The sequence below is a fragment of the Pseudomonas sp. GW823-FHT02C02 genome (genome assembly GCF_058797635.1).
On the sequence record NZ_JBXAJV010000028.1, the window covers coordinates 22,416 to 46,751 of the forward strand.

Sequence of the window (24,336 nt, forward strand, 5' to 3'; positions counted from 1 at the left end):
CTCCTACGGGATCTATGTTGCTTTTGTAGGAGCGAGGCTGATCGCGAAGGCGTACTGATCAACGCCGCAAAAACGCCTGATGCATCTCTTCCAGCGTCTCAAAGTGATAGGCCGGTGCTTCTGCGCTCAATTCTTCCCGGCTGCCAAACCCATAACCGACCGCCACCGCATCCAGCCCATTGCTGCGCGCGCCGATCAGGTCGTGTTTGCGGTCGCCGATCATCAGGGTGTTGGCCGGGTCCAGGCCTTCTTCGGCCATCAGGTAGGCAATCAACTCGACTTTGTTGGTGCGTGTCCCGTCCAGTTCGCTACCGTAAATCACCTTGAAGTGCCTGGCGAAGTCAAAGTGCCGGGCGATTTCCCGGGCGAACACCCACGGCTTTGAGGTTGCGATGAACAACTGTCGCCCTTGCCCGCCGAGGGTTTCCAGCAGCGGTGTGACGCCGTCGAACACACGGTTCTCGTACAGGCCTGTGACCTTGAAGCGTTCGCGGTAGAAATTCACCGCTTCCCAGGCCTTGGGCTCGTCGAAATCGTAGAACTGCATGAACGCCTGCAACAACGGCGGGCCGATGAAGTGTTCGAGCTTGGTCAGGTCGGGTTCATCGATCCCCAGTTTGCTCAGGGCGAACTGGATCGAACGGGTGATGCCCTCGCGCGGATCGGTCAGGGTCCCATCGAGATCAAACAAAACGGTTTGGTAATGCATGTTGAATCCTGAATAAGGGCGCGGGGTCAGAGCTGGTCGTAGCCTTCAGCCAGATGCAAATTCTTGAGCTTCACGTAGTTCGCCGCGCTGTAGGTGAAAAAGGCATTTTCCTTGTCCGTCAGCGGGCGGATTTGTTTCACCGGGCTGCCCACATACAGGAAGCCGCTTTCCAGACGCTTGCCCGGCGGCACCAGACTGCCAGCGCCGACAATCACATCGTCCTCGATCACCGCACCATCCATGACGATGCTGCCCATGCCGATCAGAATCCGGTTGCCGACACTGCAGCCATGCAGCATGACCTTATGGGCAATGGTCACGTCGTCTCCGATCAAGCAGGGAAAGCCATCGGGATTGAACGGCCCGGCATGCGTGATGTGCAGCACGCAGCCATCCTGAACGCTGGTGCGCGCACCGATACGGATGCGGTGCATGTCGCCACGGATCACCGTCAGCGGCCAGACAGAGCTGTCTTCGCCGATTTCAACGTCGCCGATCACCACCGCCGAGCCGTCGACAAAAGCGCCTTTACCCAGTAGCGGCGTGTGGTTCTGATACTTGCGAAGGGTCACGATAGGCTCTCTCTCTTTTGCTGATAGCTGCGGTGAGCGTCGATTGTAATTAAGATGGCCCCATGTTTCTTCCAGCCAAGGTGCCAACCGTGAGCGTGAACAACCCTCTTTTGCAGTCCTACGACCTGCCGCCCTTCTCGGCGATCCGGGCCGAACACGTACAACCGGCCATTGAACAGATCCTGGCTGACAACCGTGCCGCCATTATCGAGATCCTCAACAGCCAGGGCAAACAACCGACCTGGGCCGGCCTGGTGCTGGCGATGGACGAACTCAATGATCGTCTGGGCGCCGCCTGGAGCCCGGTCAGCCACCTCAATGCCGTGTGCAACAGCGCCGAATTGCGCGAAGCCTACGAGTCCTGCCTGCCGGCCTTGAGCGCCTACTCCACCGAGCTGGGCCAGAACCGTGAGCTGTTCGAGGCCTTCGAAGCCTTGGCCAACAGCCCGGAAGCCGCCGGTTTCGACGTGGCGCAGAAAACCATCCTGGAACACGCCCTGCGAGACTTCCGTCTGTCGGGTATCGATCTGCCGGACGCCGAGCAGAAGCGTTACGCCGAAGTGCAAAGCAAATTGTCGGAGCTGGGCAGCCGCTTCTCCAACCAGCTGCTCGACGCGACTCAAGCCTGGACCAAGCACGTGACCGATGAAGCCGCCCTCGCCGGCCTCACCGATTCGGCCAAGGCGCAAATGGCCGCCGCAGCCCAGGCCAAAGATCTGGATGGCTTCCTCATCACCCTGGAATTCCCGAGCTATTACGCGGTGATGACCTACGCCCAGGACCGTGCCTTGCGCGAAGAAGTCTACGCCGCCTATTGCACCCGTGCGTCGGACCAAGGCCCGAACGCCGGTCAGAACGATAACGGCCCGGTCATGGAAGAAATCCTCGACCTGCGTCAGGAACTGGCCAAGCTGCTCGGCTTCGCCAGCTTCTCGGAACTGAGCCTGGCCACCAAAATGGCTGAATCCAGCGATCAGGTCCTCAGCTTCCTGCGCGATCTGGCCAAACGCAGCAAACCGTTCGCCGCCCAGGACCTGGAACAGCTCAAGGCCTACGCCGCCGAACAAGGCTGCCCGGACCTGCAAAGCTGGGACAGCGGTTTCTACGGCGAAAAGCTTCGCGAACAACGTTACAGCGTTGCCCAGGAAGCACTGCGCGCCTACTTCCCGATCGACAAAGTGCTGGGCGGCCTGTTCGCTATCGTCCAGCGCCTGTACGGCATCGAGATCGCCGAACTGAAAGGCTTCGACGCCTGGCACCCGGATGTTCGCCTGTTCGAAATCAAGGAAAACGGCCAGCACGTCGGCCGCTTCTTCTTCGACCTCTATGCCCGCGCCAACAAACGCGGCGGTGCCTGGATGGACGGCGCCCGTGACCGTCGCCGCACCATCAGCGGCGTGCTGCAAAGCCCGGTGGCCAATCTGGTGTGCAACTTCACCCCAGCCGACAGCGGCAAACCGGCCCTGCTGACCCACGATGAAGTGACCACCCTGTTCCACGAATTCGGTCACGGCCTGCATCACCTGCTGACCCGCGTAGAACACGCCGGCGTGTCCGGCATCAACGGCGTAGCCTGGGATGCGGTGGAGCTGCCAAGTCAGTTCATGGAAAACTGGTGCTGGGAGCCGGAAGGCCTGGCGCTGATCTCCGGTCACTATGAAACCGGCGAGCCGCTGCCTCAGGATCTTCTGGAGAAAATGCTCGCGGCGAAGAACTTCCAGTCCGGCCTGATGATGGTGCGCCAACTCGAGTTCTCGCTGTTCGACTTCGAACTGCACGCCACCCACGGCGACGGTCGCAGCGTGCTGCAAGTACTCGAAGGTGTGCGTGACGAGGTCTCGGTCATGCGTCCACCGGCCTACAACCGCTTCCCGAACAGCTTCGCCCACATCTTCGCCGGCGGTTACGCAGCGGGTTACTACAGCTACAAGTGGGCTGAAGTGCTCTCGGCCGACGCCTTCTCGAAGTTCGAAGAAGACGGCGTGCTCAATGCCGAAACAGGTCGTGCGTTCCGCGAAGCGATTCTGGCGCGTGGCGGTTCGCAGGAACCCATGGTGCTGTTCGTCGACTTCCGTGGCCGTGCGCCATCGATTGACGCACTCTTGCGCCATAGCGGCCTGAGTGAGGACGCGGCAGCATGAGCGAGGGGCCTGTGATCACGAAGAAACGCTTTATCGCCGGGGCGGTCTGCCCGGCCTGTAGCGAGCCGGACAAATTGATGATGTGGAACGAAGACGAGGTCCCGCATCGCGAATGCGTGGCCTGCGGTTATTCGGATACGCTCAATGAACAAGGTCTGTCGGTGCCCAAGGAATTGGGCACGCGGGTCAACACTTCGGCGCTCAAGGTGCCGGACGCCAAGGTTCAGGCGGTGCAGTTCTTCCCGAACCCGAAGCTGAAGAAGAAGCCTGACGAGTACCATTGAGTCAACATCACCTTCCACCCTTTGACCGGGTGGAAGGTGGTATCTATTTACCACCCTTCCCCCGCGCTTCTTCCTTAGGCTGAATCCCTCAGCCCTACTCAAGGAAGACGCCATGCCTGATAACAATCCGCTGCTACAACACTGGGACCTGCCGCCCTGGCCGGACATCCGCGCCGAGCACCTGGTGCATGCCATCGACGCCCTTGTTGCCGACAACCGCAAGGCCATTGCCGGGATTATCGCGAGCCAATCCACGACCCCGAACTGGGATGATCTGGTATTGGCCGTTGATGAAACCGATGCGCGCCTGGATGAGGCCATGGGCGTCATCGAAACCCTTTCAATGGTGAAACATGAGGGCAAGGCCTGGGACGCAGCCAGCGGGACTTGCCGCGATGCCGCTGCGCAGTACAAATCTGAAAAGATGGGTAATCACGCACTGTTCCGGGCTTATCAGCGGCTGGCGCAAAGTCCCGCTGCGGCGAATTACGATGAACCGCGCAAAGCGGTTTTGAACAAAATTCTGCGCCGGTTTCGCTTGTCCGGCATCGACTTGCCCATCGAACAACAGCAGACGCTGGCCCGGCTGAATCGCGACATCGGGGTGCTGCAAAGCCTGTTCCTGACCAACCTGGAAGGCGCCAGCGCAGCCTGGAGCAAGCGCATCGATGACGTCTCGCAGTTGCGCGGTTTGTCTGCGGCGACACTGGAGCGCCTGGCAGTCAACGCGCAACAGGCAGGGCACGACGGCTGGCTGATGCGTCTGGACCAGGACACCTACACTCGTGTCATGGCCTATGCCGAAGACCGATCCCTGCGCGAAGAATACTTTGTCGCTTACTCCACCCGGGCTTCCGATCAAGGCCCCCACGACCGGCAATTCGATAATGGTCCGGTGCTGGAGCTGCTGCTGTCCATGCGTCATCAGAAAGCCAGGTTGCTGGGGTATGAGAACTTTGCGCAACTCAGCCTCGTAACGGAAATGGCCGAGTCCACCGAGCAAGTCACCGGTTTCCTGCGGCGGCAAATCGTGCAGGCAACACCGGAACTCGAGAAGGACGCACAAGAACTCAAGGCGTTTGCGCTTGAGCGCGGCATGACTGAAGTCCATCCTTGGGACCACGAGTTTCTCGCCGAACAATTGCGCCAGCAACGTCTCGGCGGGGCGCTGAAAAACCTGAGAACGTACTTTCCACTGGACGGGACTTTGCAGCGGCTCTGCCTGTTCAGCGAGCGCATGTTTGGCATCCGGATCGTCGAACAGAAAGAGTGCAGTCGCTGGCATGACAACGTGCGTCTGTTTGAAATCAGCGAGCATGGCCAGGTCGTCGGGTACATTTACCTCGACCCTTTTCATCGGGACGAAGCGCCGGACTTTGCCTGGACCGCCACGCCACGTAATCGACGGGTGAACGCCGAAGGTCGATTGACGCTGCCGATCGCCGTGCTTCATGGCAACTTCACGCCCGGGATTGCCGAGCATCCTTGCCTTCTCGCTCATAAGGACCTGCGGGTTTTGTTCCATGAGTTCGGCCATTGCCTGCAGCACGTTCTGACCCGCTCGCCTCACCATCGCCTGTCCGGTATCACCCAGCTGGGACGCGATTCGGCAGAGTTCACCGGGCAATTGTTCGAGCTTTGGTGCCTGTCAGGGGAGTTTCTGCTGTGGCTGGCCGCTCACCACCAGACCGGCGAGCGCCTGGCCGAAGCCCGAGTCGACGCCGCATTGGCAGCCATCCAGACCCAGACCAGCCGGCAAACCGCAGAGCTGTTAATGTCCGCGTTGTTTGACTTCGAATTGCACCGCAGCCAAGGCGATGGCCGAAGCGTTGAACAGATCTTCGACGACGTGCAGCGCGAGATCCCTCACCTGCAACTGCCGCCTTACTGTCGGTTCGCCAACAGCTTCGATTACCTGGTGACCGGGTACGCAGCGTCGGTTTACGCCTACAAATGGTCGGGTGTACTGGCGACCGAGGTGTTCAAACGGTTTCAACGCGAGTGGGTATTCAACCCGCAAACCGGCAAGGCCTTTCGCGAAGCCTTTTTTTCGCCGGGGGATTCGCGATCGCTATTGGTCGCCCTGGAAGAATTCCTCGGACAACCGATCGCCGACAGCTTTTTCGCAACGCCGTCCAGCAGCCGCTGCCCACTGAACTGATGCTTATTCGACGTGGGCGGACTGGAACCAACTCTTCATGGAACAGGCCGCAAACGGACTGGTGCTGCAATCGCCGTTGGCGAGCGCGGTCCGAAGCTTGTCGGCATCGGCCTGCATCATGTAACGCACACCGTCCTTGAAATGGGTGCTGTCACCAAAGCCGCCTTGGGTCATCTCGTTCAGGGCGTCTTCCTTGCTCCAGCCTTGCACCACCACCCGATACATCGCCGCCATCAGGCCGGTGCGGTCCGAACCGTGTTTGCAATGCATGAGCACCGGGCCGTGGGATTCGGCGGTCTGGATGGCACGAAGGGCCTTGAGCACCTGGGCGTCATCCACGTGATTGGTGCGATAGGGCAGCTGCACCTGAGTAATGTCCGGCGTGGACAACCAGCTTGAATCCGACTCGGGCAGAAAATTGATGACGGTCGCGACGTTGAGTTTCTTCAGCAGCGATACGGCGCCGCTGTCGGGCAAAGCGCTGCGGTAAAGCGTCGGGGTCATTTGGTAGAGGTTGTATTGCGCCTCTACCGATTGAGCCCATTCCGCCGGGCGGGGCGATGCGCTGTCGTCAGCGAAGGCCACCGTCAGGTTGAAAAGTGCGGCCAGCGACAACAGGAGCGTCACAGGAAAGAGGCGCGTTAAGGACATGCTCGGACGACCGTGTGTGAAGAAGTGGATAGATGACTCACAGCTTCGGCCCTGAACGGTCAAAGGCCCGTGAGTCAACCGTCAAAGAATTGTGAATCGAACAGTTCATCCTGCTTTCATCGCGCGACCTACACAATTCAATAACACAGAAGCGGCACGGAAATTTTCGCACCGCTTATAAGTGCTTAGTTCAAAGACATACTCATGCAGTTTTTATACAAGCCTGCGTTCAGTAGCACTCAAGGATTAGTGATTTTCGAATAAGCTTTCGCCAGGGCCAGCAGAACGGCCTTGTCTTGCGCGTCGATGTCACCATCACCGTCCACATCAGAACGAGCGGCGCCCATGGTGAAGGTCACGCCGCCGTCATTCGATACAGCCTCGCGGGTGCTGGAGTCCAGCAGGGAGTAAGTGCTCGTGCGGTTTTCCGGGTCATAACCCTCCTCCTTTAACGCAAACTGCATGGAAACCCGAACTTCTTTTGGACTAACGATAGAGGCGGGCAACAGCTGAAGAAAGATACCGCGCTGATTGTAATTCGACATTCATTAAATCCTTTTAATGTTTTAAACACGACAATTTCGCGTAAAACGAATACTACTAATGAAGTTTATAATTGCGCCACTTGCGATGTGTTTCTCATGATTGCAAATATTTGATAGAACCCATCAATACTCCAACAAATCCAAAACTAAATAGGCCGTAGGGAGCATTCCGTACGGCCTCACCAATACTTACTTCAACATTTCAGCGGCGGCAGCCGCAAGGCGGATGAATTTTTTATCATCGGCGGGATCGAAATCCCCATCACCATCGGCGTCACCTTTAACGTCAACCTTATCGTAAACACCTTTCTTTTTTGACGCCGAAACGGAAGTTGAAAACTCGAGCTCCTTCTTTTTATCATAGAACTCGAGCAAGACTTCTGGGACTTTATCGTTGTTAAAATCTTCAATGGAAATGCGAATCTCTTTAACGGCCATCATGACACCTCGTGAGTCAGTCAATTGAGAGGGAGGTTCCATTGAATTGGAATCCTCCAACCCAAAGTAGGCCGCCCACTCACAAGCTGTCTACTGTCATACATGACAGGTGGCTGTATATCCAGTACTGTTCAGCGCCTTCAATTTCCGCTACTCGCCTTGAATTTAATGACTGTGTTTGCAAGATCAAAAAGCAGTTGCTCACCCTCCATATCAATATCTCCATCTTGGTCAATATCGCCATGCACGGAAGCCTTATTGAATGTTGTCGAGCCATTTTTCTTAGAAACCAAAACCGCATATGAATTAACGATAGTGTCGCTAAAATTCCCGGAGCCCAGATCGAAGTCAGTTTCCCGAGTAACAAATTCTATTTTGACCTCTTGAACTCCGTCTTTATTAACGTCGAGTACCGTCAACAATATCCCTTTACTCGTCTCCATAACCAAATCTCCTATGACGTAAACGTGAAACAGCGGCCAGATATCGGTGCCTTGTTATTCATAGGATGTATTTCTTGCCCCGTCTACTGTCAAACATGACAGGTATATACACAACCAGTCCCCTCTACCTTGGAGAACACGCCGAACGGAGCTAGGCAAATCTTGTTGCTTCTAATACTGTGTATTTATACAGCTAGCAGGAGCTCAAATGGCCATTCCTATTCCCCCTCGCGGCCGCGGCACCGCCACCAACCCGCACAACCGCTTCGCGCCGAATCGCTCGGTGGCCGAGGATGACGGCTGGTATCAGGAAGCGCCCGTCACGCAGGGCACACAAGTGCGCATCGAAACGGCGAAAACCATCATCACCCGCAACAATTCCCCGGACTTGCCCTTCGACCGCTCGATCAACCCTTACCGCGGCTGCGAGCACGGTTGCATCTACTGCTACGCGCGCCCCAGCCATGCCTATTGGGACATGTCACCCGGGCTCGATTTCGAAACCAAACTGATCGCCAAGACCAACGCCGCCGATGTGCTGGAAGAACAGCTGTCCAAGCGCGGCTATCAATGCGCGCCGATCAATCTGGGCTCCAACACCGATCCCTACCAGCCGATCGAGCGCGAACACAAAATCACCCGCAAGACCCTTGAAGTGCTACTGCGTTACCGGCATCCGGTGACCATCATTACAAAGGGCTCGCTGATTCTTCGGGACCTGGATCTGCTGGCCGAACTCGCCGAGCAACGGCTGGTGGCGGTGATGATCAGCCTCACCACCCTCGACGATGAACTCAAACGCATCCTCGAACCGCGCGCGGCTGCGCCCAAGGCCCGGCTACGTGCCATCCGGGTCATGCGCGAAGCCGGGATACCGGTGGGCGTGCTGTGTTCGCCGATGATTCCGATGATCAACGACAGCGAACTCGAAAGCCTGCTCAACGAAGCCCATGCTGCCGGTGCCCAGAGCGCCGCCTATATGATGTTGCGGCTGCCGCTGGAAGTGGCGCCGCTGTTCGAAGAATGGCTGGCCGCCCACTATCCGCAGCGTGCCGCTCATGTGTTGAGCCTGATCCGCCAAAGCCGTGGCGGGGAGCTCTACGACAGTCGGTTCGGAGCCCGAATGCGCGGAGAGGGGCCGTTTGCCGATCTGTTGGCGCAACGCTTTGCCAAATCGATCAAACGGTTGGGGCTCAATCATCGCGAAGGTTTTAACCTGGACTGCGACGCCTTCTGTCCGCCAGGTCGCCAGATGTCGTTGATTTGAGGACAATTGGCCTATGGTTGAGTAGGAGGAAAAGCACTTGGCCATTAGGCTGGTCACGTTTTTTGTGACCTGGAACACACGTCCTAGAGCGCTTGATTCAGTTTGAGTTAAGTTTCGACAGATACCTTGTTCATCGAGTGACTGACGGGTCGAGATCTTCGGCCTGGATGTTTTTTAAACAGCCACTGGCTTCACACCGGACAAAACGGGAAAATTCCCTGACTCCGCCAAAGAGGATGAATCATGAGTGACAAGGATAAACAGCCGTTGGCTGCGTCGGCTTCAGCCCAACCCGAGGCGGAAACCGCCGATGCAGCGCTGAAGCATATCGTTGACGGCTTTTTGCATTTTCATCACGAAGTTTTTCCCCAGCAGGAAGAACTCTTCAAAAAACTCGCCACGGCTCAGAGCCCTCGAGCGATGTTTATCGCCTGCGCCGATTCGCGCATCGTTCCTGAACTGATCACCCAAAGCGCCCCCGGCGACCTGTTCGTGACCCGTAACGTCGGCAACGTTGTGCCGCCCTATGGGCAGATGAACGGCGGTGTTTCCACGGCCATCGAATACGCGGTCCTGGCCCTCGGCGTACAGCACATCATCATTTGCGGGCACTCCGACTGTGGCGCGATGCGCGCCGTGCTCAACCCGCAAAGCCTGGAAAAAATGCCCACGGTCAAAGCCTGGCTGCGTCATGCCGAAGTGGCGAAATCGATGGTCCAGGAAAACTGCCATTGCGCTGACGAAAGCGAAAGCATGCATGTCCTCACCGAAGAAAACGTGATCGCCCAGCTTCAGCATTTGCGCACGCACCCTTCGGTCGCCTCGCGCATGGCTAACGGTCAGCTGTTTATCCATGGCTGGATCTACAACATCGAAACCAGCGAAATCAGAGCTTACGACGCGGACAAAGGGTGTTTCCTGCCGCTTGATGGCAGCCATCCGATCCCCGTGGCGACGCCCAAAGCGCGCTTCTAAATCCTCCCAGGTGTGGTTTAGCCGAGGTTGCTGATCAAGCAGCCTGGCTTTGCCACGCCTGAAGAAAACTTCGGGAGAGTCACCATGCGTGCTGCTCAACTCAAAGCTGTTCTGCCACGGGAGCTGCTGGCGTCCGTGGTTGTGTTTCTGGTCGCCCTGCCCTTGTGCATGGGCATCGCCATCGCCTCGGGCCTGCCGCCGGCCAAGGGTTTGATCACCGGGATCATCGGTGGACTGGTCGTCGGTTGGCTTGCAGGTTCGCCTCTGCAAGTCAGCGGCCCGGCGGCGGGTCTGGCGGTGCTGGTCTTTGAACTGGTGCGCCAGCATGGTGTTGCCATGCTCGGTCCCATCCTGCTGTTGGCGGGTTTTCTGCAACTGATGGCCGGGCGCTTCAAGCTGGGCTGCTGGTTTCGGGTCACGGCGCCAGCGGTGGTGTACGGCATGCTCGCCGGGATCGGCGTGCTGATCGTGTTGTCGCAAGTGCATGTGATGCTGGACGCTGTGCCCAAGCCTTCGGGGCTGGATAACCTCGCAGCCTTCCCGGCGGCCGTCCTCCAGGCCTTGCCCTCCCTTGGCTGGCAAGCCGGTTTGCTTGGCCTGTCGACGATTGCGGTGATGTGGTTGTGGGAAAAATTCCGTCCGCACTCCCTTCGCTTCATACCCGGCGCGCTGCTTGGCGTAGGTCTGGCGACGGTGGCCAGCCTGATGCTCGCCTTGCAGGTCAAACGCGTGGAAGTTCCGGCCAACCTGGCAGAAGCCATCGACTGGCTGAAGCCTGCCGACTTGCTCAATCTGGCCGACCCGACGTTATTGATCGCGGCATTTGCCGTGGCCTTCATCGCCAGCGCCGAGACCCTGCTCTCCGCAGCGGCGGTGGATCGCATGCACAGCGGCCAGCGCTCCGATTTCGATCGGGAGTTGTCGGCACAGGGCGTCGGCAACATGCTCTGCGGCCTGCTTGGCGCGCTGCCCATGACCGGCGTGATCGTGCGTAGCTCGGCCAACGTCCAGGCTGGCGCCACCACGCGAATGTCGGCGATCTTCCACGGTCTGTGGTTGCTGGCTTTCGTGTTGTTGCTGTCCAGCGTGCTGCAAAGCATTCCGGTGGCAAGCCTGGCGGGTGTGCTGGTGTACACCGGTTTCAAACTGGTCGACCTCAAGGCCTTTCGCGGTCTGGGCCGTTATGGCCGGATGCCGATGTTCACCTACGCGGCGACAGCGCTGGCAATCATCTTCACCGACCTGTTGACCGGCGTGCTGATCGGCTTCGGGTTGACCCTGGCCAAACTGGCCTGGAAGGCCTCGCGGTTGAAAATCAGCCTGATCGACCTGCCGGCCGACGGTGAGATGGAGTTACGACTGACGGGGGCCGCAACCTTTCTCAAGGTGCCGGCGCTGACCCAGGTGCTGGGGACCATTCCCCCAGGCGCGACAGTGCATGTGCCGCTCAATAACCTGAGCTACATCGATCACTCGTGTCTGGAGTTGCTTGAGGAATGGGGTCGGGCCAATGCGGCCAAGGGGTCGAAGCTGATTATTGAAGCGCGGGGGTTGAAGCGTCGGTTGGAGGGGCGTTTACGAACCACCTCCGGAGTGGGCTCTACGGCATAGAAGTAATCAATGTGGGAGCGAGCCTGCTCGCGAAGGCGGTGTATCAATCGACATAAATGTTGAATGACATATCGCAATCGCGAGCAGGCTCGCTCCCACAGGGGACGGTGCTGATTCTAAAGAATCAAGCCGCCGGCTGATCCAGCTCCAGCCCTACGCCCAGCTGGCGCGACAGGCACGGCCAGCGCTTCCAGGCGGCGCCGGTGTCCGGGCTGTTGAGTTTTTCGCGGTAGGCCTCCACGGACTCCAGCGCGAAACTGTCTTCATTGAGCATCTCATCCACAGCGTGATGCACCGCCTCATCCAGTTGGTTGGCAAAATCCTCGCCGATCAGTTGGTGGGCAATCAGGTTGGCGACCGTCATGTCCAAGGGGATCAGTGGCTGGCCAAAATGCTTGATGTACAGGTCATTGACCTCTTCCACCAACCGATGCGCCAGATAGGCTTCATCCAGCAGGCTGTCCAGGCCGACATGACCGGCCATGATTGCCGGTGGCTGGAGGAAGAACTGCTCGGCGATTGTCAGCACCGGCTTGATCTGTGATTCGATACCCGCTTCCCTGGCGACTTCATTGGCTGCGTCCAGCAGGTCCGGCACTTGCTCTATGTACGCGGCCACAAAACGCGTCATCACGCCGTTGGCGTCGGCATCCGGCAATTGGATGGCGGAGTGAAGGTGTGGCAATTGAGTTTCAAGCTGACGAGTCAGCAGGCCGGTCTCGGCCTCGTGTTGTTGGGCTTTTTGGATCTGCTCGCGCAATGCGGCGGTGTTCATGAAAACTCCAGGAAACAAAGGCAATGAAATAGGGAAGACATAACTTAGCTTGCTTATGAAAAATGCTAAGACGCATTTGTCATAATTGTTTCATCCTTGAGACGCCTCCGTTATATCGATTTGCCACCACTCGTCTGCATCCTTCTCCATTCGTGACCTTGAACGCAAGTCCCAGCTGTTTCAGATCATTTACGCCATCACGTTGCGAGGTAGCAGTCGCTGTCTATACTCGGGTGGGAATGGAGTTAGCTGATGACGCCCGACTGCACACGCAGCAAGGCTCGGCGATTCAAGTTTCGTAGTCTGAAAAAGCCGCTCCCTTGCCGCAGGTGAAAGCCGGCGGGATAACAAGAACGATAAGGGGAACCCGCAATGATGCGACATCCACACGTCTGGATGGGCCTCCTGTTGTGGTCGATTTTCAGCCAGGCGCAAGCCGCCTGGACTGTGAATATGGCGCCGGGAGCGACTGAAATCAGTCACGCAGTATTTGACCTGCACATGACCATTTTCTGGATCTGTGTAGTGATCGGCATCATCGTCTTCGGCGCCATGTTCTGGTCGATGATGGTCCACCGCCGCTCCACCGGGCAGGTGGCCGCAAAATTTCATGAAAGCACCACCGTCGAAATCCTCTGGACCATCGTGCCCTTCCTGATTCTGGTGGCCATGGCGGTTCCTGCGACGGCAACCCTGATCAAGATGTACGACGCCAGTGAGCCGGATATCGATATCCAGGTCACCGGCTATCAGTGGAAGTGGCACTACAAATACCTGGGCCAGGACGTCGAATTCTTCAGCAACCTGACGACCCCTGCCGACCAGATCCACAACAAGGAAACCAAGGGCGAGCATTACTTGCTTGAGGTCGACAAGCCTTTAGTGCTGCCGATTGGCGCCAAGGTGCGTTTCCTCGTGACGTCCGCCGACGTTATCCACTCCTGGTGGGTGCCGGCCTTTGCGGTCAAGCGCGATGCGATTCCCGGGTTCGTCAACGAAGCCTGGACCCGCGTCGACAAACCCGGCATCTACCGTGGCCAGTGCGCCGAACTGTGCGGCAAGGACCATGGCTTCATGCCGATCGTGGTCGAGGTCAAGGAAAAGGCCGATTACGAAAAATGGCTGGCCGAACGCAAGGCCGAATCCCTGCAGCTTAAAGAACTGACCAGCAAGGAATGGACCCTCGACGAGCTCAAGGAGCGCGGCGACAAGGTCTATCACACCGCCTGCGTCGCCTGTCACCAGGCCGAAGGTCAGGGCTTGCCGCCGATGTTCCCGGCGCTCAAAGGCTCGAAAATCGCCACCGGACCGAAGGAAGGTCACCTGAGCATTGTCTACCACGGCAAGCCGGGTACCGCGATGGCGGCGTTCGGCAAGCAGCTCTCGGAAGTCGATATCGCGGCGGTGGTGACCTACGAACGTAACGCCTGGGGCAACAACAAAGGCGACATGGTCACTCCTAAAGAAGTGCTGGAGCTGAAACAGGCGGAAAGCAAATGACCCGCTCTATTGCGCAACCAAGGAACCGGTCGGGGCAGCGCGCCCCGGCCTGCCCAGCCCATCTGTTTGCAGGAGACACGCCATGAGCGCCGTCATCGATGACCATGGTCATGCCGATCACGCCCACGGTCCCGCCAAAGGCCTGATGCGTTGGGTGCTGACCACCAACCACAAGGACATCGGCACGCTGTACCTGTGGTTTGCGTTTTCCATGTTCCTGTTGGGTGGCTCGTTCGCGATGGTGATTCGCGCCGAGCTGTTCCAGCCGGGACTGCAAATCGTCCAGCCGGAATTCTTCAACCAGATGACGACCATGCATGGTCTGGTCATGGTGTTCGGCGCGGTGATGCCGGCGTTCGTCGGCCTCGCCAACTGGATGATCCCGTTGATGATCGGCGCGCCCGACATGGCCCTGCCACGGATGAACAACTTCAGCTTCTGGCTGTTGCCGGCGGCTTTCATCCTGCTGGTGTCGACCCTGTTCACCCCCGGTGGCGGACCGAACTTCGGCTGGACGTTCTACGCCCCGCTGTCGACGACCTATGCACCGGAAAGCGTGACGTTCTTCATCTTCGCCATCCACTTGATGGGGATCAGTTCGATCATGGGTGCGATCAACGTGATTGCCACCATCCTCAACCTGCGCGCCCCCGGCATGACGTTGATGAAGATGCCGCTGTTCGTCTGGACGTGGCTGATCACCGCTTTCCTGCTGATCGCGGTGATGCCGGTGCTGGCCGGGTGCGTGACGATGATGCTGATGGACATCCACTTCGGCACCAGCTTCTTCAGTGCCGCCGGTGGCGGGGACCCGGTGTTGTTCCAGCATGTGTTCTGGTTCTTCGGTCACCCCGAGGTGTACATCATGATCCTGCCGGCCTTCGGTGCCGTCAGCTCGATCATCCCGACCTTCTCGCGCAAGCCGCTGTTTGGCTACACCTCGATGGTCTACGCCACGGCGAGCATCGCGTTCCTGTCGTTCATCGTCTGGGCGCACCACATGTTCGTGGTCGGCATTCCGCTGGTGGGCGAGTTGTTCTTCATGTACGCCACACTGCTGATCGCGGTGCCAACCGGAGTGAAAGTGTTCAACTGGGCCAGCACCATGTGGCAAGGCTCGCTGACCTTCGAGACACCGATGCTGTTCGCGGTGGCGTTCGTGATCCTGTTCTCCATCGGCGGCTTCTCCGGGCTGATGCTTGCCATTGCCCCGGCGGACTTCCAGTACCAGGACACCTACTTCGTGGTCGCGCATTTCCACTATGTATTGGTGCCGGGGGCGATCTTCGGGATCTTCGCGTCGGCCTACTATTGGTTGCCGAAATGGACCGGCCACATGTACGACGAAACCCTCGGCAAGCTGCATTTCTGGCTCTCGTTCATCGGCATGAACATGGCGTTCTTCCCGATGCACTTCGTGGGCCTGGCGGGCATGCCGCGGCGGATTCCGGACTACAACCTGCAATTCGCCGACTTCAACATGGTGTCGTCGATTGGTGCGTTCATGTTCGGCGCCACGCAGATCTTCTTCCTGTTCATCGTAATCAAGACCATCCGCGGCGGCCCGCCAGCACCCGCCAAACCGTGGGATGGCGCGGAAGGCCTGGAGTGGAGCATCCCGTCACCAGCGCCGTATCACACCTTCACTACGCCGCCGGAAGTGAAATGAACACACAAACCTATGTGGGAGCGAGCCTGCTCGCGAAGAACGATGACGCGGTCTGCCTGTTAAACCGCGGTGTTTGCTTCGCGAGCAGGCTCGCTCCCACAGGGTTCGGCGAAGAGGTTGGAAACCATGGCTGACTCGATTTCGATGAAGAAGCTGGTCACGCGTCTGCTGTTGGTGGTGGTGGCGATGTTTATCTTCGGGTTTGCCCTGGTGCCGATCTATGACGTGATGTGCAAGGCGTTCGGCATCAATGGCAAGACCGCCGGGCAGTACGAGGGCGAGCAGACGGTCGACACTTCGCGGCAGGTGCGCGTGCAGTTTCTGTCGACCAATTCCGCCGACATGTCCTGGGATTTCTATCCCAAAAGTGACGAACTGACGGCCAACCCAGGGGCGGTGAACGAGATGATTTTTATCGCGCACAACCCGACCGACAAACCGATGAGCGCCCAGGCAGTGCCGAGCATCGCACCCAGCAACGCGGCAGCGTACTTCCACAAGACCGAATGTTTCTGCTTTACCCAGCAAGTGCTGCAGCCCGGTCAACGGATCGAGATGCCGGTACGTTTCATCGTTGACCGCGACATGCCCAAGGAAGTGAAGCACCTGACGCTGTCCTACACGCTGTTCGATATCACCGCCCGACATCCACCGGTAGCTGTAAACACTGGCGGCTGAGCGTGCCCGATAAGGAGAACAATAAATGGCAACTCATGAACACTATTACGTACCGGCCCAGAGCAAATGGCCGATCATCGCCACCGTCGGCATGTTCGTCACCGTGTTCGGCCTGGCCACCTGGTTCAACGACCTGAAGGCTGCGCGGCCGGAATCCCACGGCCCGCTGATCTTTTTCGTCGGCGGCCTGCTCTTGGCTTACATGCTGTTCGGCTGGTTCGGCACGGTAATCAAGGAAAGTCGCAGCGGGTTGTACAGCGCCCAGATGGACCGCTCGTTCCGCTGGGGCATGAGCTGGTTCATCTTTTCGGAGGTGATGTTCTTCATCGCCTTCTTCGGTGCACTGTTTTATGTGCGGCATGTGTCCGGTCCGGCGCTCGGCGGTGAAGGCGCGAAAGGCCTGGCGCACATGCTGTGGCCGAACTTCGAGTTCGTTTGGCCGCTGTTGAACAACCCGGATCCGAAACTCTTCCCGGCACCCAAGGACGTTATCAGCCCCTGGGGCCTGCCGCTGCTCAATACCGTATTGCTCGTGAGCTCCAGCGTCACCGTGACCATCGCCCACCACGCTTTGAAAAAGGGCCATCGCGGTGCGCTGAAAATCTGGCTGGCGATCACTGTCTTGCTCGGCTGTGCGTTCCTCGGTTTTCAGGCCGAAGAATATATCCACGCCTATCGCGAACTGGGCCTGACCCTGGGTTCCGGCATCTACGGCGCGACGTTCTTCATGCTCACCGGGTTCCACGGCGCCCACGTGACCATCGGCACCATCATTCTGTTTGTGATGCTGATGCGGATCATGCGTGGGCACTTCGATAACGAGCACCAGTTCGCGTTTGAAGCGGCGAGTTGGTATTGGCACTTCGTGGACGTGGTGTGGATCGGGCTGTTCGTTTTCGTCTACGTGCTCTGAGGCTTTACCAAGGCGCACTAGAAACCAACTGGCCGCTGAAAAAACCCCAGGCAATCAAGCCGACGGTGATAGCGGCCAGGGCAACACGAACACTCAAGGCAATGACGAGGCGGTTCGAGCTGCTGTCGTCCTTGACCAGAAAAAACAGGCCGCTGAACAGGCTGACAACCGTGGCAATCAGCATCAGGACGATGGCTGCTTTGAGCATGGTGGGACTCCGGGGGAAAGGCGATGCACTTGAGTATAGCTATCGCAACCAGCGACTTTCTGGCGACGCCATGAAGCGCTTCCGGCCGGGCATCGTGCCGACCCTGGTGGTCGCACTTCTATTGCCCATGCTGGTGTCACTGGGGTTCTGGCAATTGAGCCGGGGCGCGGAGAAAAGCGCGCTGCTGCACAGCTACGCCGAGCGCCGCACGGCTGAACCGATGGCCAGCACCGAGCTGCTACACACCGAGGATCCAGCCTTTCGCCGGGTTCAAATTCACGGCCAGTTCGATGCCGCACACAGCCTGCTGCTGGATAACCGCCAGCGCGACGGCAAGGTCGGCGTCGAACTGCTGCAACCGTTTCAGGACCAGGCGACCGGGCTCTGGTTGCTGGTCAATCGCGGCTGGCTGCCGTGGCCGGATCGGCGTACCCCGCCGCAGTTCACGACACCGACTCAGGCCCTGAGCCTGGATGCCTGGGTCTACGTCTCCCCCGGCGCCACCTTCCAATTGCACGCCGACCCGAGCACCACCACCTGGCCACAACTGATCACTGCCGTCGAACCCGCCAAGCTGTGGACGGCGCTCGACCGTGACGGTTTTGCCTACGAATTACGCGCAGAAGCCGGCCCCGCGTCCTACCAGGCCGATTGGCCGGTAGTGGCCATGGGGCCGGAAAAACATATCGCTTATGCCGTGCAGTGGTTCGCCATGTCGATCGCCCTGTTCGGCCTTTATCTCTATCTCGGCTGGCACAACGCAAAGGAGAAACACCATGGGAGCGGCCATGAATCCACCCAGCATGTCTGAGGCGAAAACGCCGGCGAGTCGGCGCAAGGGCCGGTTGCAGTTATTGCTGATCCTGCTGGGGGTGATCGGTCCGATGATCCTCGCCACGGGCATGTACAAGTTGCAGTTCTGGGTGCCGGAAGGCCGCAGTTATCACGGCGAGCTGATCGGCAACGGCCAGACCCGCGCCGACCTTGGCGTGCAAGCGCAGGAGGACCGTTGGCAATTGCTGGTCACGGCGCCCAAGGAGTGTTCGGTGGACTGCCAGCAGCTGGTTTATCTGGCGCGGCAGATCCAGATCGGCCTCGGTCGCGATGCCGGGCGTGCCAGTCACGCCCTGGCCGCGGCCCAACCGTTGGCGGCCGATTACGACGCCAAGCTGACCCGCGAATACCCGCAACTGCAACGCTACCCAATGGACCTGACCACTTTCACCAAAACAGCGGGAGGCAAAACCGCACCGCAACTGTGGATCATCGACCCGCACGGCAATCTGGTGCTGCGCTACGACCCGACGGTGAAGGGTAAGGACCTGCTCAACGACCTGCGTCATTTGCTGAAACTGTCGAACATCGGATAAGGGCATCGTCATGGCCAAACCTGGATTTCGCCTCGCGCTGTTTGCCACCTTGCTGGCACTGATTGTGGTGTTGCTCGGCGCCTACACCCGCCTGACCCACGCCGGCCTCGGCTGCCCGGACTGGCCGGGTTGCTACGGCTTTATCAGCGTGCCGAAAAGCGAAGCCCAACTGGCCCATGCCGAATTGCATTTTCCCGATGCACCCGTCGAAGCCCACAAAGGCTGGAACGAGATGGTCCACCGCTATTTCGCCGGCACCCTTGGGTTGTTGATTTCAGTGCTGGCCGGTCGCGCCTGGATGCATCGTCATCATCCGGGGCAACCGGTGAAGCTGCCGCTGTTTCTGCTGGTGGTTGTCATCGCCCAAGCGGCGTTCGGCATGTGGACGGTGACGCTCAAGCTCTGGCCGCAGGTGGTGACCGGGCATTTGCTCGGCGGTTTTGCGACCTTGAGCCTGCTGTTTTTGCTGACCTTGCGCCTGTCCGGCGTACTGCCGGCGCTGACCGTGCCACGGCGTTTGCAGCACTGGGCGACGGCCGGGTTGCTGCTGGTAATCCTGCAAATCGCCCTCGGGGGCTGGGTCAGTTCCAACTATGCAGCCGTGGCTTGCATCGACTTCCCGACCTGCCATGGGCAATGGCTGCCACCGGCTGATTTCGCCAACGGTTTTCACCTGACCCAACACATCGGCCCCAATTACCTGGGCGGGCAACTGGACAGTGATGCCCGCACAGCGATCCATCTGACTCACCGCATCGGCGCGTTGCTGGTGACGCTCGTGCTGCTGGGGCTGGCCTGGCAACTGAAAGTGGTTGGCATGACGCGCTTGGCCGCAATGGTGCTGATCGCCCTTGCGGCCCAAATCACCCTCGGTATCAGCAACGTCTTGTTCCACCTGCCGCTGCCGGTCGCGGTCGCGCATAACGCGGGGGGCGCAGCGCTGTTGCTCACGATGGTGCTGGTCAATTATCACGCGCGAACCAGCCTGGTTCGGGTCAAACAGCAAAACCTTGCACGCTGGCGGTTCAGCCCGCGTAAACACTCAGCCGGGCCCATAACAATAAAAGGAGAGATGCCATGGCGACTTTGATCGGCGAACGTCACAGTCAGGCGATCTGGCGTGACTACCTGGAGCTGACCAAGCCTAAAGTGGTGGTGCTGATGCTCATCACCTCGCTGGTCGGCATGTTCCTCGCGACCCGCGCCGGGGTGCCGTGGACGGTGCTGGTGTTCGGCAACCTGGGGATCGCGTTGTGTGCCGGGGGTGCGGCGGCGGTGAATCATGTGGTGGACCGGCGTATCGATGCAGTGATGGCGCGTACCCACAAACGTCCCTTGGCTGAAGGGCGGGTTTCACCTGCGGCGGCGCTGACATTTGCCCTGGTATTGGCGGTGATTGGGCAAGCCGTGCTGCTGGCCTTCACCAATGCGCTGACGGCCTGGCTGACCCTCGCGTCCCTGCTCGGTTATGCGGTGATCTATACCGGTTTCCTGAAGCGCGCGACGCCGCAGAACATCGTTATCGGTGGCCTGGCCGGCGCTGCCCCGCCGTTGCTCGGCTGGACCGCTGCCACCGGTCATGTCAGCGCCGAACCCTTGTTGCTGGTGTTGATCATTTTCGCCTGGACCCCGCCTCACTTCTGGGCCCTGGCCATTCACCGCAAAGAGGAATATGCCAAGGCCAACATCCCGATGTTGCCGGTGACCCATGGCGAGCATTACACCAAGGTCCACATCCTGCTTTATACCTTCGCGCTGCTGGCGGTCAGCCTGATGCCCTACGTGATCCACATGAGCGGCATGCTTTACCTGATTTGCGCCCTGGGACTGGGCGCAAGGTTTCTGCAATGGGCCGTGGTGCTGTACCGTGGCACTCGGCCGCACGCGGCGATCAACACCTTCAAGTACTCTATCTACTACTTGTTCCTGCTGTTTATCGCGCTGCTCGTAGACCACTACTTACTGTTGAACCTATGACTCGAACTCAGAAAACCGTCTTTATCCTCGTCGCCCTGATCGCGCTGGTTCTGGGCCTGACCATCAACAAAGTGCTGTCCGGAAAAGGCCAGGGCGATCCGACGGCATTGATCGATGCCGGGATCATTTTGCTGCCGCAAAGCCGCAACCTGCCAAACGTGACGATGACCGATCAGGACGGCAAGCCGGTGATGGTCAACGAGCTGAAAGACAAATGGTCACTGCTGTTCTTCGGCTACACCTTCTGCCCGGACATCTGCCCGACCACCCTCGCCCAGCTGCGCCAGATCAAAAGTGAACTGCCGCCAGAGGCTGTGGCGAAGTTGCAGATCATCCTGGTCAGCGTCGACCCGAACCGCGACACGCCCAAGCAGCTCAAGCAGTACCTGGGCTACTTCGATCCGCAGTTCACAGGCCTGACGCCTTCGTCGATTGAAGACATTCAGAAACTGGCCAATGCGGTGAGCATTCCGTTCATTCCGGCAGACACCAGCAAGCCGAATTACACGGTTGATCACAGCGGCAACCTCGCGGTGATCGGGCCGGACGGGACACAGCGTGGGTTCATTCGTGCACCGCTGAATAACGCCAAGTTGGTGGCGCAGTTGCCGGTGATGCTCAACCGCAAATAAACACCACGCCCCCTGTAAGAGCCAGGCTTGCCGGCGAAAGCGCCCGTGAGATCGCCGTCGCCGGCAAGCCTGGCTTCTACAGGGGACGGTGTTTCAGGCATAAAAAAATGGGGCGCATTCGATGCGCCCCATTTTTTGTTAACGACTCAGATCAGAACGCCGGCAATACCGCGCCTTTGTACTTCTCGAGGATGAAGGCCTTCACTTCCGGGCTGTGCAGGGCAGCAATCAGTTTCTTCATGTCTTCGCTGTCCTTGTCGTCCGGGCGGGCTACGAGGATGTTCACGTAAGGCGAGTCGTTGCCTTCGATGACCAGCGCATCCTTGGACGGATCGAGCTTGGCTTCCAGCGCGTAGTTGGTGTTGATCAGCGCCAGGTCGACCTGGGTCAGCACGCGCGGGATGGTCGCGGCTTCCAGCTCACGGAATTTCAGGTCCTTGGTGTTCTCGGTGATGTCCTTGACCGTCGAGAGGATGTTGTTGGAATCCTTCAACTTGATCAGGCCGGCCTTGGCCAGCAGCAACAGCGCGCGACCGCCGTTGGTGGCGTCGTTCGGGATCACCACGTTGGCGCCGCCTGGCAGTTCGGTCAGGGCCTTGTACTTGCTGGAGTAAGCGCCCAGCGGTTCCAGGTGTACACCGGCAACGGCGACCAGGTCGGTGCCCTTGGCCTTGTTGAACTCATCGAGGTACGGCTGATGCTGGAAGAAGTTGGCGTCCAGGCGTTTTTCGGCAACCTGCACGTTTGGCTGGATGTAGTCAGTGAACACTTTGACCTTCAGGTCCACGCCGTCTTTGGCCAGGGCCGGTTTGACGAATTCGAGGATTTCCGCGTGCGGCACCGGGGTGGCTGCAACGGTCAGAGTGTCAGCGTGAGCGGAAAACGCTGCAACGGCTGCGAACGCGACGAGTAGTTTTTTCATTCAGCTAACTCCTTGTGGGTACCCGCTTGCGGCGCCTGGATTTGGCGCCTGCCAGCGAATGGCCGGCTCATGTCTTGTTTACGAGAACTGTTTATTTTCTGGAGAAATGGACGACCAGTTTGTCACCAACCATTTGCAGAACCTGTACCAGCACCAGCAACAGCACCACGGTGACGATCATCACATCGGTCTGGAAACGCTGATAACCAAAACGGATCGCCAGGTCGCCCAACCCACCGGCACCGACCACACCGGCCATCGCCGTGTAGGACACCAGTGTAATAGCCGTCACCGTAATCGCCGCGTAAATGCCCGGGCGGGCTTCTGGCAATAGGGCGTTGATGATGATCTGCCGGGTCGTCGCACCCATGGCCTGGGTGGCTTCGATGATGCCGCGATCCACTTCACGCAGGGCGGTTTCCACCAGTCGCCCGAAGAACGGCGTGGCACCCACTACCAGCGGCGGGATCGCACCGGCGACGCCGAGCGAGGTGCCGGTAATCAGCACGGTGAACGGGATCATCACGATCAGCAAAATGATGAACGGCAGCGAACGCAGGATGTTCACCACCAGCGACAGCACGGCGTATAGCGTTCTGGATTCCAGCAACTGACGCGGACTGCACAGGAACAACAACACGCCCAGCGGGAGGCCGAGCAACACGGTGAACAACAACGAACCGAAGAGCATCAGCAGGGTATCGCCGGTAGCCAGCCAGATTTCGAACCAGTCGATGTTGACGAAGAAACTTGTCAGGACTTCCATCAGCGCAGGACCTCCATGTGGACGTCAGCCGCGGTGAAGTGGGCGAACGCCGCCTCCATGTCGCCACCGGTAACAGCCAGGGTCAATTGCCCGTAAGGGACGTCTTTGATGCGGTCGATACGACCGGCCAGGATGCTGTAGTCCACGCCCGTTTCCCGAGCGACGGTCCCCAACAGTGGTGCGTAGGTCGCTTCGCCCTGGAAGGTCAGACGCACGATGCGGCCCGGCACATGGGAGAAGTCGTCACGCTGTTCGCTTTCATCGATCTGCTCGTCTTCTTGCACGAAACGTTTGGTGGTCGGGTGTTTCGGATGCAGGAACACCTGGGCCACCGAACCTTGCTCGACGATCACACCCGCGTCCATTACGGCGACCTGGTCGCAGACCCGGCGGATCACGTCCATCTCGTGGGTAATCAGGACGATGGTCAGTTTCAGCTCGCGATTGATCTCAGCCAGCAATTGCAGGACCGACGCCGTGGTCTGCGGGTCCAGGGCGCTGGTGGCTTCGTCGCACAGCAGGATTTTTGGCTTGGTCGCCAGGGCGCGGGCAATGCCGACGCGCTGCTTCTGGCCGCCGGACAGCTGCGCCGGGTACTTTTTGGCGTGGTCAGACAAACCGACCCGCGCCAGCAACTCGGCGACACGCTGGTCAATCTCGCTGCGCGACAGTTCACCGGCCAGGGTCAGCGGCAGCGCGACGTTGTCGGCCACGGTCTTGGACGCCAGCAGGTTGAAGTGCTGGAAAATCATCCCGACCTGCTGGCGGAAGCGGCGCAGGCTGTTGGCGTCGAGCGCGGTGACTTCTTCACCGTCGACGAAGATCTTGCCGCCGCTGGATTCTTCCAGGCGATTGATCAGACGCAGCAGGGTACTTTTTCCCGCGCCGGAGTGACCGATCAGGCCGAAGACCTGACCGTTCTCAATCGTCAGACTGGTCGGGTGCAGGGCGGGAATATCCTTACCGGCGACGCGGTAGGTTTTGTGGACGTTTTGAAACTCGATCACGTAGCGAACCTTGTGGGGCGCGTTGGAAAAGGGTCAGCGGTTAGCCGGGCGCGCATTTTAGCCTGTCCGTATAGAGGTTATTAGCATTTATTCCGCATTCAACCTTCCATTTGGCAATAACG

General features: G+C 59.0%; 26 protein-coding genes. 15 read left to right on the forward strand and 11 right to left on the reverse strand.

Features of this window, described 5'->3' with window-relative positions; genetic code table 11:
- Positions 1-58 precede the first annotated feature (58 nt).
- Positions 59-709, reverse strand: a complete 651-nt coding sequence (locus tag AC1ROI_RS32370) for an HAD family hydrolase (protein ID WP_102595200.1) — start codon at positions 707-709, stop codon at positions 59-61.
- Between the two features lie 26 nt (positions 710-735).
- Positions 736-1,281 carry a gamma carbonic anhydrase family protein gene (locus tag AC1ROI_RS32375; protein ID WP_010465689.1) on the reverse strand — a complete coding sequence of 182 codons (546 nt, stop codon included), beginning with the start codon at positions 1,279-1,281 and terminating at the stop codon, positions 736-738.
- Between the two features lie 62 nt (positions 1,282-1,343).
- Here AC1ROI_RS32375 and prlC point away from each other — a divergent pair, with 62 nt between their 5' ends.
- The 3 genes from prlC (at position 1,344) to AC1ROI_RS32390 (ending at position 5,867) form a co-directional block, all read left to right on the forward strand.
- A complete protein-coding gene (gene prlC / locus AC1ROI_RS32380; RefSeq protein WP_172962171.1) occupies positions 1,344-3,422 on the forward strand; it encodes an oligopeptidase A in 2,079 nt (692 codons plus the stop codon).
- The gene (locus AC1ROI_RS32385) at positions 3,419-3,706 is read left to right on the forward strand and encodes a YheV family putative zinc ribbon protein (RefSeq protein WP_102595199.1); all 288 of its coding nucleotides are present in this window, start codon (positions 3,419-3,421) and stop codon (positions 3,704-3,706) included. Before prlC ends, AC1ROI_RS32385 begins: the two co-directional genes overlap by 4 nt.
- Positions 3,707-3,818: 112 nt before the next feature.
- The gene (locus AC1ROI_RS32390; RefSeq protein ID WP_102595198.1) at positions 3,819-5,867 is read left to right on the forward strand and encodes a M3 family metallopeptidase; all 2,049 of its coding nucleotides are present in this window, start codon (positions 3,819-3,821) and stop codon (positions 5,865-5,867) included.
- A gap of 3 nt (positions 5,868-5,870) precedes the next feature.
- Here AC1ROI_RS32390 and AC1ROI_RS32395 read toward each other — a convergent pair whose 3' ends face one another.
- The 4 genes from AC1ROI_RS32395 to AC1ROI_RS32410 form a co-directional block, all read right to left on the reverse strand.
- Positions 5,871-6,518 carry a phosphatase domain-containing protein gene (locus AC1ROI_RS32395; RefSeq protein WP_042932457.1) on the reverse strand — a complete coding sequence of 216 codons (648 nt, stop codon included), beginning with the start codon at positions 6,516-6,518 and terminating at the stop codon, positions 5,871-5,873.
- A 239-nt stretch (positions 6,519-6,757) separates the two neighbouring features.
- Complete coding sequence (locus AC1ROI_RS32400; protein WP_010465681.1) at positions 6,758-7,063, reverse strand: hypothetical protein; 306 nt, start codon at positions 7,061-7,063, stop codon at positions 6,758-6,760.
- Positions 7,064-7,252: 189 nt separating this feature from the next.
- Positions 7,253-7,504, reverse strand: coding sequence for a hypothetical protein (locus AC1ROI_RS32405; protein WP_102595197.1), 252 nt, complete (start codon positions 7,502-7,504; stop codon positions 7,253-7,255).
- A 137-nt stretch (positions 7,505-7,641) separates the two neighbouring features.
- Positions 7,642-7,944: a hypothetical protein gene (locus AC1ROI_RS32410; protein WP_102595196.1), complete on the reverse strand. Its 303-nt coding sequence runs from the start codon at positions 7,942-7,944 to the stop codon at positions 7,642-7,644.
- Positions 7,945-8,152: 208 nt separating this feature from the next.
- On the opposite strand from AC1ROI_RS32410, the gene AC1ROI_RS32415 reads away from it, so the two are divergent.
- The 3 genes from AC1ROI_RS32415 (at position 8,153) to AC1ROI_RS32425 (ending at position 11,797) form a co-directional block, all read left to right on the forward strand.
- Positions 8,153-9,211: a PA0069 family radical SAM protein gene (locus tag AC1ROI_RS32415; RefSeq protein WP_010465674.1), complete on the forward strand. Its 1,059-nt coding sequence runs from the start codon at positions 8,153-8,155 to the stop codon at positions 9,209-9,211.
- Positions 9,212-9,454: 243 nt separating this feature from the next.
- Complete coding sequence (locus AC1ROI_RS32420) at positions 9,455-10,186, forward strand: carbonic anhydrase (protein ID WP_010465672.1); 732 nt, start codon at positions 9,455-9,457, stop codon at positions 10,184-10,186.
- A gap of 84 nt (positions 10,187-10,270) precedes the next feature.
- The gene (locus AC1ROI_RS32425) at positions 10,271-11,797 is read left to right on the forward strand and encodes a SulP family inorganic anion transporter (protein ID WP_102595195.1); all 1,527 of its coding nucleotides are present in this window, start codon (positions 10,271-10,273) and stop codon (positions 11,795-11,797) included.
- A 124-nt stretch (positions 11,798-11,921) separates the two neighbouring features.
- Here the strand turns inward: AC1ROI_RS32425 and AC1ROI_RS32430 are convergent, their stop codons facing one another.
- Positions 11,922-12,572, reverse strand: coding sequence for a hypothetical protein (locus AC1ROI_RS32430; RefSeq protein WP_010465667.1), 651 nt, complete (start codon positions 12,570-12,572; stop codon positions 11,922-11,924).
- A 372-nt stretch (positions 12,573-12,944) separates the two neighbouring features.
- On the opposite strand from AC1ROI_RS32430, the gene coxB reads away from it, so the two are divergent.
- The 4 genes from coxB to AC1ROI_RS32450 all read left to right on the forward strand — a co-directional run bounded on the left by coxB (position 12,945) and on the right by AC1ROI_RS32450 (position 17,332).
- Positions 12,945-14,072, forward strand: a complete 1,128-nt coding sequence (gene coxB / locus AC1ROI_RS32435; RefSeq protein WP_010465665.1) for a cytochrome c oxidase subunit II — start codon at positions 12,945-12,947, stop codon at positions 14,070-14,072.
- An 82-nt stretch (positions 14,073-14,154) separates the two neighbouring features.
- Complete coding sequence (ctaD, locus tag AC1ROI_RS32440) at positions 14,155-15,741, forward strand: cytochrome c oxidase subunit I (RefSeq protein WP_010465663.1); 1,587 nt, start codon at positions 14,155-14,157, stop codon at positions 15,739-15,741.
- 126 nt (positions 15,742-15,867) lie between these two features.
- Positions 15,868-16,419, forward strand: coding sequence for a cytochrome c oxidase assembly protein (locus AC1ROI_RS32445; RefSeq protein ID WP_010465661.1), 552 nt, complete (start codon positions 15,868-15,870; stop codon positions 16,417-16,419).
- Between the two features lie 25 nt (positions 16,420-16,444).
- A complete protein-coding gene (locus AC1ROI_RS32450) occupies positions 16,445-17,332 on the forward strand; it encodes a cytochrome c oxidase subunit 3 (protein WP_010465659.1) in 888 nt (295 codons plus the stop codon).
- 4 nt (positions 17,333-17,336) lie between these two features.
- Here AC1ROI_RS32450 and AC1ROI_RS32455 read toward each other — a convergent pair whose 3' ends face one another.
- On the reverse strand, positions 17,337-17,540 hold the full coding sequence (locus AC1ROI_RS32455) for a twin transmembrane helix small protein (protein WP_010465658.1): 204 nt from the start codon (positions 17,538-17,540) through the stop codon (positions 17,337-17,339).
- 70 nt (positions 17,541-17,610) lie between these two features.
- Here AC1ROI_RS32455 and AC1ROI_RS32460 point away from each other — a divergent pair, with 70 nt between their 5' ends.
- The 5 genes from AC1ROI_RS32460 to AC1ROI_RS32480 are packed head-to-tail and all read left to right on the forward strand — an operon-like array spanning position 17,611 to position 21,519.
- A complete protein-coding gene (locus tag AC1ROI_RS32460; RefSeq protein ID WP_010465655.1) occupies positions 17,611-18,351 on the forward strand; it encodes an SURF1 family protein in 741 nt (246 codons plus the stop codon).
- Complete coding sequence (locus AC1ROI_RS32465) at positions 18,317-18,910, forward strand: PA_0111/PP_0108 family redox-active disulfide protein (RefSeq protein WP_042932974.1); 594 nt, start codon at positions 18,317-18,319, stop codon at positions 18,908-18,910. The genes AC1ROI_RS32460 and AC1ROI_RS32465 overlap by 35 nt, the downstream gene beginning before the upstream one ends.
- Positions 18,911-18,920: 10 nt before the next feature.
- Positions 18,921-20,000 (forward strand): COX15/CtaA family protein, encoded by a 1,080-nt coding sequence (locus AC1ROI_RS32470; protein ID WP_010465651.1) that lies wholly within the window; start codon positions 18,921-18,923, stop codon positions 19,998-20,000.
- The gene (gene cyoE, locus AC1ROI_RS32475; protein WP_010465648.1) at positions 19,988-20,887 is read left to right on the forward strand and encodes a heme o synthase; all 900 of its coding nucleotides are present in this window, start codon (positions 19,988-19,990) and stop codon (positions 20,885-20,887) included. The genes AC1ROI_RS32470 and cyoE overlap by 13 nt, the downstream gene beginning before the upstream one ends.
- Positions 20,884-21,519 (forward strand): SCO family protein, encoded by a 636-nt coding sequence (locus AC1ROI_RS32480; RefSeq protein WP_010465646.1) that lies wholly within the window; start codon positions 20,884-20,886, stop codon positions 21,517-21,519. The genes cyoE and AC1ROI_RS32480 overlap by 4 nt, the downstream gene beginning before the upstream one ends.
- 151 nt (positions 21,520-21,670) lie before the next feature.
- Here AC1ROI_RS32480 and AC1ROI_RS32485 read toward each other — a convergent pair whose 3' ends face one another.
- The 3 genes from AC1ROI_RS32485 to AC1ROI_RS32495 all read right to left on the reverse strand — a co-directional run bounded on the left by AC1ROI_RS32485 (position 21,671) and on the right by AC1ROI_RS32495 (position 24,214).
- Positions 21,671-22,441 (reverse strand): MetQ/NlpA family ABC transporter substrate-binding protein, encoded by a 771-nt coding sequence (locus AC1ROI_RS32485; protein WP_010465644.1) that lies wholly within the window; start codon positions 22,439-22,441, stop codon positions 21,671-21,673.
- Positions 22,442-22,532: 91 nt separating this feature from the next.
- Positions 22,533-23,207 carry a methionine ABC transporter permease gene (locus tag AC1ROI_RS32490; protein WP_010465643.1) on the reverse strand — a complete coding sequence of 225 codons (675 nt, stop codon included), beginning with the start codon at positions 23,205-23,207 and terminating at the stop codon, positions 22,533-22,535.
- On the reverse strand, positions 23,207-24,214 hold the full coding sequence (locus AC1ROI_RS32495) for a methionine ABC transporter ATP-binding protein (RefSeq protein ID WP_010465641.1): 1,008 nt from the start codon (positions 24,212-24,214) through the stop codon (positions 23,207-23,209). Before AC1ROI_RS32495 ends, AC1ROI_RS32490 begins: the two co-directional genes overlap by 1 nt.
- Positions 24,215-24,336 lie beyond the last annotated feature (122 nt).